Origin of the sequence: Devosia sp. Leaf64, assembly GCF_001421945.1 — a bacterium.
In the GTDB taxonomy this organism is placed as follows: Bacteria; Pseudomonadota; Alphaproteobacteria; order Rhizobiales; family Devosiaceae; genus Devosia.
Map to the genome: position 1 here is coordinate 54,023 of NZ_LMLO01000024.1, position 15,437 is coordinate 69,459.

The window sequence follows — 15,437 nt, forward strand, 5'->3', positions numbered from 1 at the left end:
AACGGTAAGAGAATTTTATGGAAAGGGTCGGCAGTGATGCCGGCCTTTTTTGTTTTGGCCTTTGGGAATCATCTTTCTCCACCGCGTCATTCCCGCGAAAGCGGGAATCTCTCTTCCGGTGTAAAAGGGATTCCCGCTTTCGCGGGAATGACGCCCAGATTTTTTGAGAGCTCCGTACCGTCCAAAGCGAACAGTGCACCCTCGGGGAAGGTTAGGTGGGAGTTAGTCGTGCAGCCGCTTTTCGCCGGCTTCGATGCGAATGGGGAGAACGTTTTCGGCTGGGGGGAGCGGGCAGACGGCGTGCTCGGTGAAGGCGCAGGGCGGGTTTACGGCCTTATTGAAGTCGAGAACGATGGTCTTGTCCGTAACATCTTCGCCGAAGACGAAGCGGCAGGCAGCGTAAGTGCTGTCCTTCGATGTTTGGTCGCGGATGACGAACTGAGGCGATTCCGGCGTGCCGTGGGTGGCGAGGAGTTCGTAGGTGACGCCATCGCGGGTGAAGACGGCTTTGTGGGTGGCTTCGACATCGGTCGGGATCGACTTGGACGTGTCGATGGTGAGGCCCTTGGCGGTTTCGAGCTGCACCCAATCGGCCACAACGCGCCATGTGGGGTCGAGCGGGAAGTATTCGAGCGGCTGCAGCTTTTCGGGGGCAGCCGACGTGGTGTCGCGGACGCGGAGGGCGTTTTCGCCGTTGAGGGACGTTACCTCGAGGAGGAGATTTCCGGCGGTGAAACGCGGCGGATTATATTTCGAGAGTTCGAGGACCTGCGGGGCGCCGTCTTCGGGCGTGTAAGTCACTTGGCCATCGGCGTCTTGGGTGAGGCTGCCGATATGGGAGGGGCCGGAGGAGAGGATGATGTCGTTGTCGGCGGCGGTGCCGACGGTGACGGTGCCTTCGGCGAGCCAGACGCGGGCGATGATATTGAGCCAGCCATTGGGGGCTTTGAGAGCGGCGAGGCGCTTAGCCTGCCAATCGGCATATTGGGTGAGGTAATCGGTCATGATGAAATCTCGTTGACGGAGAGGCGCGGCACGCTGGCGAGCAGGCGCTGCGTATAGGAATGCTGGGGGTTTTTGAGGATTTTGGCGGTTTCGCCTTGTTCCACGATCCGGCCTTTTTCGAGGATGACGATGCGGCGGCAGAGGGCGGCGACGACGCCAATATCGTGGGAGACGAAAAGCAGAGTCATCTCCGCGCTGAGGCGCGCGAGCAGATCGACGATGCGGGTGCGGGTGGTGAGATCAAGCGCACTGACGGCTTCATCGGCGAGGAGGAAGGGCGGGCGGGCGACGATGGCACGGGCGATAGCGATGCGCTGGCGCTGGCCACCGGAGAACTGATGCGGATAGCGCGTGGCGGCGTCGCGATCGAGGCCGACGGCTTCTAGGGCCTCGGCAACCATCTGCCGGTGATCGCCGTCGATTTTCAGGGAGCGCAGGGGCTCAGCGATGATCGAAAAAATAGTCTGGCGCGGATCGAGGGAGGAATACGGGTCCTGGAAGACGATCTGCGCCTGGCGCCGGAACTGGCGCATGAAAGCGCGGTTGCCAGTATCGAGGTTTTGGCCGTCGAAAGTGATGCTGCCGCTATCCGGGCGGGCGAGGCCGAGGAGGAGGCGGAGCAAGGTGGTCTTGCCCGAGCCGCTTTCGCCGACGAGACCGACCGTGTCGCCGGGGGCGATTTCGAGGTTGATGTCGGAAAGAATTTGCCGAGTGGCGCTATAGCCGAAATCAACGTTTTTGACCTGGATAAGGGTCATGGCGTGCCCTCCAAGGCCCGATCAAAGCTGCGCGCGGCGGCGAGGAGGCTTTTGGTGTAATCGTGCTGGGGATTACCGAAGACGTCGGCGACGGTGCCGGCTTCGACGGCTTCGCCCTGGCGGAGGACGACGACGCGGCTGACGGTGTTGGCGACGACGGGGAGGTCGTGGCTGATGAAGAGGAGCGCCATGTTGCGCTCTCTGACGAGACGGTCGATCAGGGCGAGGATTTCGGCCTGGGTGGTGACGTCGAGCGCGGTGGTCGGTTCGTCGGCAATCAAGAGATCAGGCTTGCAGGCGAGGGCCATGGCGATGGCGATGCGCTGGCGCTGGCCACCTGAAAGTTCATGCGGATAGGCGCGGGCGATGCGCGGCGGATCGGGGAGGGCGACCTCGGTGAGAAGGGCAAGGACGGCCTCGTCGAGTGCGGTGCCATGAAGCGGTTTTCCATCGCGTTTGGCGCGGCGGGAGAGGGGTTCGGCAACCTGTTTGCCGACGCGCATGAGCGGATCGAGCGCGGTCAGCGGTTCCTGGAAGACGATGGCGGCGGCGGTGCCGCGGAGCGTGTTGAGCTGGCGTTCCGGCGCGCCGATGACTTCTGTGCCGGCGAGAATGGCGGAGCCGCTGGCGCTGAGACCGGCGGGGAGGAGACCGGTGGCGGCGAGGGCGGTGAGGGACTTTCCGGAACCGGATTCGCCGATGAGGCCTAGGCGTTCGCCCTTTGCGAGGAAGAAGGATAAGCCGTGGATCAGCGTCTTGCCGCCGGTCGAGACCGAGAGATTGTCGAGCGTGAGGAGAGCGGTCATCGGGCGCGCCTCGTGGGGTCGATGAAGTCGCGGAGGCCGTCGGCGAGAAGGTTGACGCCGATGGCGAGGGAGACGAGCGCGATGCCCGGAGCGATGGCGCCGAGGGGGGCAGTGTAAACCGTGCCTTGGGCCTCTTGCAGGATGCGGCCCCAGGAGGCGTTGGGCGGCGGGGCGCCTAGGCCGAGATAGGAGAGAGACGCTTCGGCGATCACGGCGAGGCCGAATTGCAGGGCGAAGTTAACCGCGAGGGTCGGCCAAATATTGGGGAGGATATGGATGGCGACGATTTTAGGCCAGCTGCTACCCGAGGTGCGGGCGGCGGTGATGTAGTCCATCACCAGCACGCGCTTTGCGAGAATGCGGGTGAGGCGCGCGACGATGGCCGAGAGAGCGATGCCGAGCGCGATGATGGCGGACCACAGATTGGCCGTGTCGCTGGCAGCGACGACCAGCATGGCGATAAGCAGGGTCGGGAAGGCAATGAGGATATCGAGCGTGGCCGCCAAGGCATCATCGAGCCAGCGGGTAGCGAAAGCAGACAGAATTCCGAGGGTGACGCCAATGACGGCGCCGATGGCGACGGCGCCGAGCCCGACGGTGAGCGCGATGCGGCTACCGATCATCATCTGCGTAAAGAGATCGCGGCCGAGCCTGTCGGTGCCGACCCAATGGAGAAGGCTTGGGCCTTCGAGGCGGCCGCCGGCCATGGCAGTCGGGTCATAGGGCAGCCAGACGAGGCTGAGGAGCCCGGCAAAGACGTGGAGGCCGACGAGGATGAGGCCGGCCCAGAGAATGAGCGGGCGGCGCTGGCGTTGCGGCGCGGTGATGATTTCGGTGGTCATTCGCGGGCGCTCCCGGTTGAGCGGAGGCGCGGATCGATCAGGCGCTGGGCGATGTCGGCGGCAAAGCCGATGAGGAGGACAAGGAGGGTCGAAATGAAGAGGACGCCCTGCACATTGGGATAATCGCGCTGCTGGATGGCGAGGAGCAGCATGGAGCCGAGGCCGGGCAGCGAGAAGACGCGCTCGATGACGACGGCGCCGAGGAAGGTGCTGGCGAGTTCGATGCCCAGAATGGAAATCACTGGCACGGCGCCGTTGCGGAGGCCGTGGCGGATTAGCGCCTCTGGGAAACTGGCGCCGAGCGCGCGGGCGGTGCGGAGGTAATCGCTGCCGAGCACGTCAAGCGTCGCGGCACGGACATAGCGCAGGAGCGAGGCGCCCATGACGAGGCCGATGGTGAGCGCCGGCAGGATCATGCCCGTGATCGCTTCGCCAAAATTGGCCCAGCCTTTGAGCGGAAAGCCGCCGGAGGGGAGCCAGCGCAGATTGATGGAAAAGAGCGTCACCAGCAGAATGCCGACCCAGAAGACTGGAATGGCGATGCCGAGCTGGGAGATGACCGAAATGGCCGTGCCGTACCATTTTTCGGAGCGGACGGCGGCGAGAATGCCCAGCGGAACGGCGAGGATCAGCGCGATAAAGAAGCCCATGAACGTCAGCGGCAGGGTGACCGACATGCGGTTGCCGATTTCTTCCAGCACCGAGGCGCGGCTGACGAAGGATGTGCCGAGATCGAGACGCGCGATATTGCCGAGGAAGCTGACGAATTGCACGGCGAGCGGCTGATCGGAACCGACCTGGGCGCGGGCGGCGGCGATCTGCTGCTCGGTGGCGCCGACGCCAAGGAGAGCATTGGCCGGATCGCCGGGGAGGAGGCGCAAGAGCACAAAGAGAACCACCGCTGCGACGAAAAGCGAAGCGAGAAGGATCAGCGTGCGGCGGAGGAGGTAGACGAGAATGGGGAGATTCCTTGCGCGGTGTCGGGCGCAATATTAGCGGGGGACTGAAAGCAAAGCCACCGGCTGGTGGGCCGGTGGAAGGTGTGTTCAATGGATTCCCAATTGCCGTCATCACCGGGCTTGTCCCGGTGATCCATCGCTCGGCGCGGTATGGATTGCCGGGACAAGCCCGGCAATGACGGCGGCGCGAGGGAGCCTATTCGCTCTTCTGAATGTCGTAGGCGTAGAACTGGGAGTTCAGGCCGTTGACGGGGTAGCCGGTGACGTTGGTGGCGGAGACGACGATCTGGGGATAGAGGTAGAGCCAGTTGCTGGCGGCGTCTTCGGCGATCAGTTTATTGGCTTCGGTCAGCTTTTCGGTCTGTTCGGCTTCCGTGGCGGCGGATTCAGAGTCAGCGATCAGCTTGACGACCTCAGGGTTGTTATAGCCCCAGTAGAAGTCGGGATTGCCGTAGAAGACGATGTCGCGGTGGTTCACGTGTTCCTGCAGCGTCGCCTGGAAATCGTGGGCCTGGTAGACCTTGGTGTACCATTCATTGGCGGTGATGATGTTGATGTTCACCTTGACGCCGATCTTGGCATATTCGGACTGCAGGAACTGCGCGACGATCGGATGCGGATCGTAGTCCGGGGTGTCGAGGGTGAACTCAAAGCCATCGGGATAGCCGGCTTCGGCGAGGAGGGCCTTGGCGCTGTCGACGTCATAGGCATCGACGCTGGTGAGATCGACATACCAGGGATCGGTCGGCGGCACGAAGGAGCCGATCAGCGTGCCATATTCGCCCCAGATGGAATTGAGCAGGCGGGCCTTATCGGTAGCGCGGGCCAGAGCCTTGCGGACCTTGACGTTGTCGAACGGGGCGACGCGATCGTTGTAGGCGAGGATTTCCTTGGTGGTGGAAGCGCCTTCGGTGACCGTATAGGGCGAATTGCCCTGGAACTGGGCGAGGGAATCCGGGCTCTGGACCGACGTGATGATGTCGACGGCGTTCGTCAGCAGCGCGTTGTTGAGCGCGGTGGCATCGGTGAAATAGGTGTAGATCACTTCGCCATTGGTCGGGGCGTCACCCCAATAGGCGTCGTTGCGCTCGAGGGCGAGGGCCGAACCGCGGCGCCATTCGCCCAGCGTATACGGGCCGGTGCCGTCTTCGGTGGCCGTGATATCTGTGGCGGCGTCGTTGACGATCCAGACATAGGAGAGGTTGTAGGGCAGCGAGATCGAGCGCGCCGAGAGCGTGATCACGACGGTCTGGTCATCGGGGGTTTCGATGCCGGTGATGGTCGAGAGGCTCTTCTTGCGCGAGCTCTTCGAGGCTTCGGCGGTGACGCGCTCGATGGAATATTTCACATCGGCTGCGGTCAGCGGATCGCCGGAGTGGAAGGTGACGCCGGGCTTGAGCTTAAAAGTGTAGGTGAGGCCGTCTTCGCTGGCTTCATAGCTATCGACGAGCTTGGGCTCGACAGCACCGGCATCGGTCAGCTGGAACAGGGCTTCGTAGACATTGCCATTGAAGGCTTCGTTGATGCCCTGGCCGGCGCCGGCGGTATTGTCGAGGTTCTGGGGCTCATAGAGCGAGCCGATGCGGATGGAGGCGTCGGGATTGGCCTCCTGCGCGAGGACTGTTGCGGGCAGGGAAATGCCGGCCAGAAGGGCGGCGAGAAGGAGGGTTTTGGTGGTCATGCGACGCTCCGAAAAATGCTGGCCGGGAGCTTATGATCTGGCCAGAAAATTCTCTATCTATCCGGTCGACAATCTTGTGCCGGGACTCGTGCCGATAAGGTATTTTCTACTCGGCAAACGCGCCGAAGGAAAATCTCATTTCACAATGTGATGGGACCCGCCGTGAGAAGGGTTTCCAGTATCGTAAAATCTCCGTAAAATTGACGAGGAATGCGGAGTGGTCATGATCGAGGAAGACGATCAGCGCGGATTTAGCGAACAGCCTATGGCGCGGTTCGATGCCGCGACCGATATGGCCGTGGCCTTTTACCGTTTTGCCCTGCAGACTTACCAATATCGCTGCGCGATCAGTGGCTTGAGTGTTTCGCCTCTAGATGAGAATCTGCATGAAAAGCTTGAGGTGGTGCTGATCCATCCGCGCGAATTCGGTGGGGAATTGGAGATCGGCAATGTGCTGGTGCTCGAATCGCGCTTGGCGCAACTTTTTTCCACCGGTGTGGTGAGCGTCGCTGACAACGGAACGCTAACGGTGGCGCGGCCAGATGAGGTTTCATCTGAGCGTGAGGACGTTATCAGCCCAGGCGCGGCGCTGCTTTTGCCGGAAGATCCATTGCTGCGACCGAGTGCTAAAAACCTGCAGTTTCATCGGCTTACGATTGCGCGCTACGCGGCTTAGCTGTGTGAATTGACTGCAGCGACTGGTTTTTTGACTGGCGTGGGTGCAGGCTGGGCTAAACTTCCATACCAGGATATTGCACCGTGCCCTTTCCCGATCTCACTCACCCGGCGCTTGGCGCCTATCGTAGCAGCGTTGAAATGCCTGGTGATTTCGCCAGCTTCTGGTCGGACACGCTGGCTCAATCGCGCGCGGCGGGCGGCAAGGTCGAGATGGTGCCCGCCGAAACGAGCCTCAAGCTGATCGAAGCTTTTGATGTGACCTTTCCGGGGTTTGACGGTCAACCGGTCAAGGGTTGGTTGCTTTTGCCGAAGGTGCGCGAAGGTAAACTGCCGCTCATCGTGCAATTCATCGGCTATGGCGGCGGGCGGAGCTTTCCGCATGAGCTGCTGCATTGGGCGGCTTCAGGCTATGCCTATTTCCGGATGGATACGCGCGGGCAGGGTAGTAGCTGGAGCATGGGCGCGACCTCGGACCCCGTGGGCACGACGCCCTCCATTCCCGGCATGATGACCAAGGGCGTGCTCGACAAAAACGACTACTATTACCGGCGCCTCTTTACCGATGGCGTGCGTGCGGTCGACATGCTGCTCGAGCAGGATTTCGTCGATCCCCAGCGCGTTGCCGTTTGTGGCGGTAGCCAGGGTGGCGGCATTGCCCTGGCGGTTGCTGGCATCGATAGGCGGGTGAAGGCTGTGATGCCGGATGTGCCGTTTCTCTGCGATTACCCCCGTGCGGTGCGGACTGCGGGACGCGATCCCTATCTCGAGATTGTACGCTTCTTGGCCCAGCATAGGGATAAGTCAGGTCAAGTCTTTGAAACGCTGCGGTATTTCGATGGCGTCAACTTCGCGCGGCAGAGCCAGGCGGCGGCATTGTTCTCGGTAGCGCTGATGGATGATATCTGCCCGCCGTCGACGGTCTATGGCGCCTATCAGGCCTTTGCCGGCAGCGATAAAACCATTGTGGAATATGAGTTTAACAACCACGAGGGCGGCGGGCCATTCCAGGATCGCGAGCAGATGAAATGGCTCGGAAAACGGTTCGGAATGGCGTGAAAAGGGAAAAACTTGCTTTACTCAAGAAACGCAAATATTGCGTAATTGAGTGAGGAGGGTCTTTTCATGGCCAGCAAGCGCGCGAACCAAGCCGATATTGCCGAAAAGCTCGGCGTATCCGTATCGACCGTGTCGCGGGCGCTGGCCAATGAGATCGGGATCAGCGACGCGGTGCGGCGGGATGTGCAGCGCGTCGCGCGGATGCTCGGCTACAAGAGCAAGCATGTGCCGGCGGTGGCGAGCCTCGACAAGCGCGCCGTCGCCATGGTGCCGCTCAATGGCGCCATGGGGAACCTGACAAGCTTTTATCACGGCATTGTCGAAGGCATGCGCGCTCAGGCGGCAGAGCAGGGCATTTTGCTCGATGTGCGTCTCGTCAATGAAGAAACGGTGACGCTCGATTTCATTCAGCGGCATATGGCCAAGACCGGCGCCAATGGGCTGGTGCTGGCGGGGATCGATCCCGATGAGGCACTGGCGCAGTGGGCGATCGACGCCGATGTCAGCGTGGTGCTGGCCAATGGTGTCGACCCGCTGATGCGGCTGAGTTCAGTGTCGCCGGCTAATTTTTTCGGCGCCTATATGGCGACGAAACACCTGCTCGATGCGGGGCATCGCCGGATTCTCCACTATACCTATCGGCACCGCCACACGATCATGCAGCGGCGGCGCGGGTTCGAGGCGGCGATGGCGACTGTGCCGGATGCAGAAGCGACGGTGGTGATTTCCAACGAGCATTCCAGCCACGATCTGCTCGCCAACCTCCTGGCTGCGAAATACGACGTGACAGCGGTTTTTTGCTGGAATGACAGCGTGGCGGTTTCGATGGTGGATTCGCTGCTCGGGCAGGATTCCCCAATGCCCAAGAGCTTTTCCATGATGGGCTTTGATGATCTGCCGATTGCCGGGATCGCCAATCCGCGGCTGAGCACGGTGCGGGTTGATCGCGAGGCGATCGGGCGCGGCGTCGTCCGGCTTCTGGCGCAGCAGCTTGAGGGCGAACGCGCGGTGCAGCACCTCGAGGTTGGGCTGACGCTGGTCGAGGGCGAGACTGTGCATCGGCTGGATTGAGGGGGCGTTTTATCTTCTCTTCCCGAGCTTGCCTCCACCCCCTCCCAGCCTCCCCCATCAAGGGGGAGGTGTCGATCGAGTTTGGGGTTAGGTGTGTTCACGACCATCGGACAGCACCTCACCCTTGATGGGGGAGGCTGGGAGGGCGTGATCTCCGGCTCCAAACGGATAAAAATATCAGCGCCCTTGTTGAGATCGATGCGCTTTTCGGCGCATCCCATCCCCTATCCATTTCCACCCACAACGCAATTCTCGCAATATTGCGTAAATTGCGTGAATTGCGCAAAAGTCTTGAATTTGCGCAAGATTGTGCATAGCCTTGCGTTAGGTTCGGCGCCATCCGGTAGCATTCCGGTAACATCGAGCGCGGCTTAAGGGGGAATTGGTGGATCTTCGGCGGTGGAATGTGCGTCAGGTTCGGGAGGTGCTGGAAAGCGCGCCTGACTTTGCGCCGTTTCCTCGGGCGAGGTCTGATGAATGGGTTGGCGTGAAGGATCGGCTGGGCGCTGATGTGCTCGCCGGACTGGTGGGCCAGGCGGAAGCAGATGCTGTTGCCGACGTACCGGCGCTTCCGGCGCGGCTTTATCGTGAGTTTGCCGAGACTGGTCGCCGTGAGGGCTATGAGGATGCGCAGCGGGCGCGGCGGAGCATGCTTTATCGGCTGGTATTGGCCGAATGGCTGACCGGCGAAGGGCGGTTTGTTGCTGCTATCGAGAATGTGCTTTGGGCGCGGCTCGAGGAGACCAATTGGGCCTGGCCGGCGCATGCGCGGGAATTGGATCGGTTTGACCGACCAACGCTCGATCTGGCGGCGGCAATGACGGCGCTTGATCTGGCCGAAGTGGATTATCTGGTAGGAGATAAGCTCTCGGCCAATCTGCGGGATCGCGTGCGGGTTGAGGTCGAGCGGCGGGTCGTCGGGCCGTTTCTCAATCGGAACGATCACTGGTGGCTGCATACGACGCCGCAGAAGCAGGTGAACAATTGGACGGCGGTCTGTGTCGCTGGGGCTGTGGGCGCAGCGCTTTATCTTGAAACGGATATGGGGCGGCTGGCGGAGATCGTCACGCGGGGTCTGCATAGTCTCGCGGATTATCTCGAGACGTTCGATCGCGAGGGCGGGTCGTCCGAAGGGCCGGATTACTGGACCTATGGGTTCGGCAATTATGCCGTGCTCGCACATCTGCTGCATGAGCGGACGGGTGGGGCGATCGACCTGCTGGACGGCGATTTCATCCGGGACATTGCGCAGTTTCCGCTGCGGACCATGCTGACCGAGGGTGTTTGGGTGAGCTTTTCGGACTCGGATCACAATCCGAGTTTTCATCCCGGCCTGTTGTCGCTGTTGGCAAAGCATCTCGATCTGCCGGGGCTTTTGGGCCTCGGCATGCATAATTACTTTGGCGTCGAGGTATTCAACCAATTCGTCTGGCCGCTTCGGCAGTTTGCCTGGCCGTTGGCAAAGGCCGAGCCGGCCGTTTTGGGACTGCAAGATTGGTATGACGAGATGGGCTGGATGATCAGCCGGCTTGATCCCAACGACCCAAATTCGCTGCGGCTGGCCGCCAAAGGCGGGCACAATGACGAGATGCACAACCAGAACGACGTGGGGTCGTTCATGGTGGTTGCGGGCGGCAAGGTGGTGCTGACCGATCCGGGGCGTGGGCGCTATTCGAAGGCCTATTTTGGGCCCGATCGTTATCAGAACCTTTTTGCGTCTTCGCTGGGTCATTCGGTGCCGGTGGTGAATGGAGAGGCGCAGGCTGAAGGCAGGGCGCATGCGGCCAAAGTGCTCGAGCATGGGCATGATGGAGCCGAGGATCGGCTGGTGCTGGAGATGGCAGCGGCCTATCCGGCGGAGGCTGACCTCTCGCAGTTGCAGCGGACGGTGGCGCTGAAGCGCGATGTGCCGGGTGGAGCGGTTCGGCTTGAGGATCGCTATGCATTCAAGAGCGCCGAAGGTGAATTTCAGTCCGTATTGGTGACGTCGCTTTCGGCGGGGGCCGAGGGTGACGCTGTGCTCGTCGGCGAGGCTGGGGCGGGGGCACGCATCGGCTTTGATGCCGGCGCGCTCGAGGTCGCTTTCGATGTTCGGAAAGCCCAGGAAAAACAATATCAGCCAGCGGTCGATCTGACCCGCATCGTGTTCACGCCCCGGCGGAGGAGCCGGGAAGGACGCGTCGTGCTCGACATCTCGCCGCTCACCTGAGCGGGAGTTTTTGTGGCTGATCCCGGGAGGATGGGGCGGCCAAAATCATCTCCGGTCAAAGCACCGGAAAAGGGAGGGATAGTATGAGGAAGACCTATCTTGGTTTGACCGGTGCGGTGGCCATTTCGGCCATGCTCGCCGCGGCAAGCCCGGTCTGGGCGCAGCAGCAATCGCCAGTGCTCGATGCAGCGGTGGAAAGCGGCGAACTGCCGCCGGTGGCCGAGCGGCTGCCAAGCAATCCGCTGGTGGTCGATGGCGAGAGTGTCGGCAAATATGGCGGCACCTGGCGCATGGGCATGCGCGGCGGCGGGGACAATGGCATCATCGTCAAGACCGTGGCCTATGAAGGCCTCGTGCGCTTCGACCATGAGTGGAAGACCGTGCTGCCTAACCTGGCGGAAAGCTGGGAAGTGAGCCCCGATGCCAAGGAATATACATTTAAGCTGCGCGACGGGGTGAAGTGGAGCGATGGGACGCCGTTCACCACCGAGGACATCGCCTTTACCGTCGAAATCTACAAGGACCCGAACTACGCCGCGGGCAGCTGGATCGACAGCACGACCAATCCGCTGACGCTGGACGTCATCGACGAGCTGACCTTCAAGTTCACCTTCGAAAAGCCCAATGGCATGTTCCTCGAGAACATTGCCGGCACCGACGGGCTCCACATCACTTCGCTGCAGAAGAAATATTGCGGTCAGTTCTACCCCAAATATAACGAGAACGCGGACGCCGATGCGCAGGCGGCGGGCTTTACCAATTGGGCGCTTTATCTCCAGGACCGTTGCTCCTGGGGCTTTGAAACGATCCGCTTCTCCAACCCCGACCTGCCGGTGCTTTATGGCTGGGTCATCGACCAGCCGCTCAACGCCAATGCGGCGCGGCTGACCTGGAAGCGCAATCCCTATTATTGGAAGACCGACAGCGAGGGGAACCAGCTTCCCTATATCGACAATCTCGATATGCGCGTCTCGGAAAGTATCGAAGAACTGACGCTGCTGGCGCTCAATGGCGAGATCGATTTCCAGGAGCGGCACATTGCGACCACGGTCAACAAGCCGCTCTTCTTTGATGGGCAGGAACAGGGCGACTATCACCTGGGTGAAGTGATCCCGTCCTCGTCCAATACGCTCGTGTTGCAGTTCAACATGAACCACGACGATCCGGTCAAGCGTGAGCTCTACCAGAACAAGGACTTCCGCGTGGGCCTTTCGCACGCGATCGACCGGCAGGAAATCATCGACGTGGTCTTTACGGGCCAAGGCGAACCCTTCCAGGTCGCGCCGCGCCCGGAATCCGAGTTTTATGACGAGGAACTGGCCAAGCAATATACCGAGTTCGATCCCGATCTGGCCGCGCAGCATCTCGATGCGGCGGGCCTGACAGAAATGAACGGCGACGGTATTCGCCTGATGAGCAATGGCCAGCCGGCCAAGATCACGGTGGACGTCATTTCGGCGCTGCGGCCGGAATGGATCGATATCCTCGAAATCATGCAGTTGCAGTTCCAGGCGGCCGGCATCCAGCTCGAGCTCAACAATATCGACCGCACGCTGTTTTACGACAAGCGCCCGGGCAATGACTTTGACGCCCAGATTTGGGCCGGTGACGGCGGCATCGAGGCGATCCAGGACCCGCGCTACTACTTCCCGTTCAGCGACGAGAGCGTTTGGGCCTATAAGTGGGTGCAGTGGTACAATGGCACCAAGCCCGAAATCGCCGAAGAGCCGGTCGATTGGGCAAAGGAACAGATGGCGCTTTACGACCAAGTGAAGGCCGAGGCCGATCCGGCCAAGCGTGGTGAGCTATTCCGCCAGGTGCTCGCGATCACCAAGGAGCAGTTCCCGGTGATCGGAGTGAGCCTGATGCCAAACTCCTATTCGATCATCCGCAACAACCTCCGGAACGCACCCGAGAGCATGTTCAATGCCTGGCTGTTCCCGACGCCTTCGCCGATGGATCCGGTGACCTGGTACTTCGAATAAGCGGGGCTGTCCTCCAACCCGCTCCTGCCCCTCGCGGCTCTCCCTGGCTGCGAGGGGGTTTTTAGACAAATAGGTTTGGGGCTCCCACACCCCGTCCCTTCCTCCTGCATCAGGGGGAGGTGTCAGGGCAGTGGGCTTGGCGAGATGCTGCCCAACGCTCGATCCGCACCTCCCCCTCGATGGGGGAGGCTGGGAGGGGGTGAACCCCCAAAAAAACCGAATCTTCGGAAGGCCCAAGTCCATGGTTCAGTTCATCATCCGGCGTCTCATCGCCATGATCCTGACGCTGTTCGCCATCTCCATCGTGGCATTCGCCATTATACAATTGCCGCCGGGCGATTATCTGACGACCTATATCGCCTCGCTGTCTTCGACCGGCGAGCAGGTCGATCCCCGAGTGATCGCCAATCTGCGCGAGCAATATGGGCTCGGCGAGCCGTTCTATGTCCAATATTTCAAGTGGATCGGCGGCATCCTGACCGGCAATTTCGGTCAGAGCTTCGAGTGGAAGCGGCCGGTCACCGAATTGATCTGGGGGCGCCTGGGCAATTCGATGCTGCTCGAAGGCATGGCGGTGATCACTATGTGGCTGATCGCGCTGCCGATCGGCATCTATGCGGCGGTGCGAAAATATTCGCTGGGCGATTATCTCGCGACTGTGGGCGGCTTTCTCGGGCTGGCCGTGCCGAATTTTTTCTTCGCGCTGATCCTGATGTACCTGGCTTACACCTGGTTCGGGGTGACGCTGGGCGGGTTGTTTTCGCCGGGCTTTGAAAACGCCCGCTGGAGCCTGCCGCGCATCTGGGACTTTTTGAGCCACGCCTGGGCGCCGATCCTGGTTCTGTCGATGGCGGGGACGGCGGAGCTGATCCGTATCCTGCGCGCGAACCTGCTCGATGAACTGAAGAAGCCCTATGTCGTGACCGCGCGGGCCAAGGGTCTGCCGGAGTGGCGGGTGATCCTCAAATATCCGGTGCGGCTGGCGATGAACCCGTTGGTGTCGACCATTGGCTGGCTGCTGCCGGCGCTGGTTTCGGGGTCGGTGATCGTTTCGGTGGTGCTCAACCTGCCGACGGCCGGGCCGATGTTGCTGCGCTCGCTGACGACGCAGGACATGTATCTCGCCGGCGCAATCATTCTGCTCCTCAGCGTTCTTACGGTCATCGGCACCGTGATTTCCGACATTCTCCTTGCGCTCATCGATCCGCGCATTCGTTACGGAGGCAAATGATGGCCGTGGATACGATACAGCCGACCATTCATGCCGATGTGCCCAAGGTCCGCGCCCGACGCGAAAGCCAGCTGGGGCTGATGTGGCGCCGGTTCAAGCGGCACAAGCTGGCGCTGGTGAGCCTTTGGGTCGTGGTGATTTTTTACCTCGTGGCGCTGCTCGCCGAGTTTCTGGCGCCGACCGATCCCGGCGCCTATAGCGCGCGCTATACCTATGCGCCGCCGCAGGGGATCAATTTCTTTGCGGTCAACGAGGATGGGGGCTGGGAATTCGGGCCCTATGTGAATGGGTACAAGACCGAGATCGATCCGGTGGCGCTGCGGCGGACTTTTGTGATCGACGAAGAGGTGCGGCTGCCGGTCAAATTCTTTGCCGAAAGCAAGCCGTATCTGCTGGCCGGGGTCATTCCGATGTCCGTGAAGTTCATGGGCGTCGAGAACCCGCGCGATCCCTTTTATATTCTCGGGGCCGATCGGCTGGGGCGGGATATGCTGAGCCGGGTCATTCACGGCACGCGCATTTCGCTTTCGATCGGGCTGGTCGGCGTGACCATGAGCCTCTTCTTCGGCATCGTGATCGGCGGGTTTGCCGGTTACTACGGCGGCTGGTTCGATAGCGCGGTGATGCGCGTCGTCGAATTCATCCGCTCGATGCCAACCATTCCGCTGTGGCTGGGGCTCGCCGCGGCATTGCCGAAGGATTGGAGCGCGCTGCAGACCTATTTTGCGATCACGCTCATTCTCAGTTTAATCGGGTGGACCGAATTGGCGCGCGTGGTGCGGGGGCGGTTCCTATCGTTGCGCACCGAGGATTTCGTGACCGCGGCGCAGCTCGATGGGGCGAGCGATTGGCGGATCGTGACGCGGCATATGGTGCCCAGTTTTACGAGCCACATCATTGCGGCGGCGACGCTCGCTATTCCGGGGATGATCCTGGCGGAAACGGCTTTGTCGTTCCTCGGGTTGGGGCTGCAGGCGCCGATCGTATCGTGGGGCACGCTGCTGCAGGATGCGCAGAATATCCGGACGCTGGCGACAGCGCCTTGGCTGCTGGCGCCTGGGGTCTGCGTGGTGGTGGTTATTCTGGCGCTCAACTTTTTTGGCGATGGGCTGCGTGATGCGGCGGATCCTCATGGGCGGTGATCTTCTCTTCACCT

13 protein-coding genes are annotated in these 15,437 nt (G+C 61.3%); 7 read left to right on the forward strand and 6 right to left on the reverse strand.

The window, feature by feature from the left end; all coding sequences use genetic code 11:
- Positions 1-222 precede the first annotated feature (222 nt).
- The 6 genes from ASE94_RS17935 to ASE94_RS17960 all read right to left on the reverse strand — a co-directional run bounded on the left by ASE94_RS17935 (position 223) and on the right by ASE94_RS17960 (position 6,051).
- Positions 223-1,005 (reverse strand): DUF1684 domain-containing protein, encoded by a 783-nt coding sequence (locus ASE94_RS17935; RefSeq protein WP_061910178.1) that lies wholly within the window; start codon positions 1,003-1,005, stop codon positions 223-225.
- Complete coding sequence (locus ASE94_RS17940) at positions 1,002-1,763, reverse strand: ATP-binding cassette domain-containing protein (RefSeq protein WP_062631502.1); 762 nt, start codon at positions 1,761-1,763, stop codon at positions 1,002-1,004. Before ASE94_RS17940 ends, ASE94_RS17935 begins: the two co-directional genes overlap by 4 nt.
- Positions 1,760-2,569, reverse strand: a complete 810-nt coding sequence (locus tag ASE94_RS17945; RefSeq protein WP_061910182.1) for an ABC transporter ATP-binding protein — start codon at positions 2,567-2,569, stop codon at positions 1,760-1,762. The genes ASE94_RS17940 and ASE94_RS17945 overlap by 4 nt, the downstream gene beginning before the upstream one ends.
- Complete coding sequence (locus ASE94_RS17950; protein ID WP_062631503.1) at positions 2,566-3,411, reverse strand: ABC transporter permease; 846 nt, start codon at positions 3,409-3,411, stop codon at positions 2,566-2,568. Before ASE94_RS17950 ends, ASE94_RS17945 begins: the two co-directional genes overlap by 4 nt.
- Positions 3,408-4,370, reverse strand: coding sequence for an ABC transporter permease (locus tag ASE94_RS17955; protein ID WP_061910186.1), 963 nt, complete (start codon positions 4,368-4,370; stop codon positions 3,408-3,410). The genes ASE94_RS17950 and ASE94_RS17955 overlap by 4 nt, the downstream gene beginning before the upstream one ends.
- Positions 4,371-4,566: 196 nt before the next feature.
- A complete protein-coding gene (locus ASE94_RS17960) occupies positions 4,567-6,051 on the reverse strand; it encodes an ABC transporter substrate-binding protein (RefSeq protein WP_061910188.1) in 1,485 nt (494 codons plus the stop codon).
- Between the two features lie 223 nt (positions 6,052-6,274).
- On the opposite strand from ASE94_RS17960, the gene ASE94_RS17965 reads away from it, so the two are divergent.
- The 7 genes from ASE94_RS17965 (at position 6,275) to ASE94_RS17995 (ending at position 15,423) form a co-directional block, all read left to right on the forward strand.
- Positions 6,275-6,727, forward strand: coding sequence for a hypothetical protein (locus ASE94_RS17965; RefSeq protein WP_061910190.1), 453 nt, complete (start codon positions 6,275-6,277; stop codon positions 6,725-6,727).
- An 83-nt stretch (positions 6,728-6,810) separates the two neighbouring features.
- Entirely contained in the window at positions 6,811-7,785 is a 975-nt protein-coding gene (locus ASE94_RS17970) for an acetylxylan esterase (RefSeq protein ID WP_062631504.1), read from the forward strand.
- Positions 7,786-7,851: 66 nt separating this feature from the next.
- Entirely contained in the window at positions 7,852-8,856 is a 1,005-nt protein-coding gene (locus ASE94_RS17975; protein ID WP_062631505.1) for a LacI family DNA-binding transcriptional regulator, read from the forward strand.
- A 487-nt stretch (positions 8,857-9,343) separates the two neighbouring features.
- Positions 9,344-11,065 carry a heparinase II/III family protein gene (locus ASE94_RS17980; protein ID WP_061910195.1) on the forward strand — a complete coding sequence of 574 codons (1,722 nt, stop codon included), beginning with the start codon at positions 9,344-9,346 and terminating at the stop codon, positions 11,063-11,065.
- 83 nt (positions 11,066-11,148) lie between these two features.
- Positions 11,149-13,050, forward strand: a complete 1,902-nt coding sequence (locus ASE94_RS17985; protein WP_061910197.1) for an ABC transporter substrate-binding protein — start codon at positions 11,149-11,151, stop codon at positions 13,048-13,050.
- Positions 13,051-13,291: 241 nt separating this feature from the next.
- Complete coding sequence (locus ASE94_RS17990) at positions 13,292-14,281, forward strand: ABC transporter permease (protein ID WP_061910199.1); 990 nt, start codon at positions 13,292-13,294, stop codon at positions 14,279-14,281.
- Positions 14,281-15,423, forward strand: a complete 1,143-nt coding sequence (locus ASE94_RS17995; protein ID WP_082461300.1) for an ABC transporter permease — start codon at positions 14,281-14,283, stop codon at positions 15,421-15,423. Before ASE94_RS17990 ends, ASE94_RS17995 begins: the two co-directional genes overlap by 1 nt.
- The last annotated feature ends 14 nt before the right edge of the window (positions 15,424-15,437 follow it).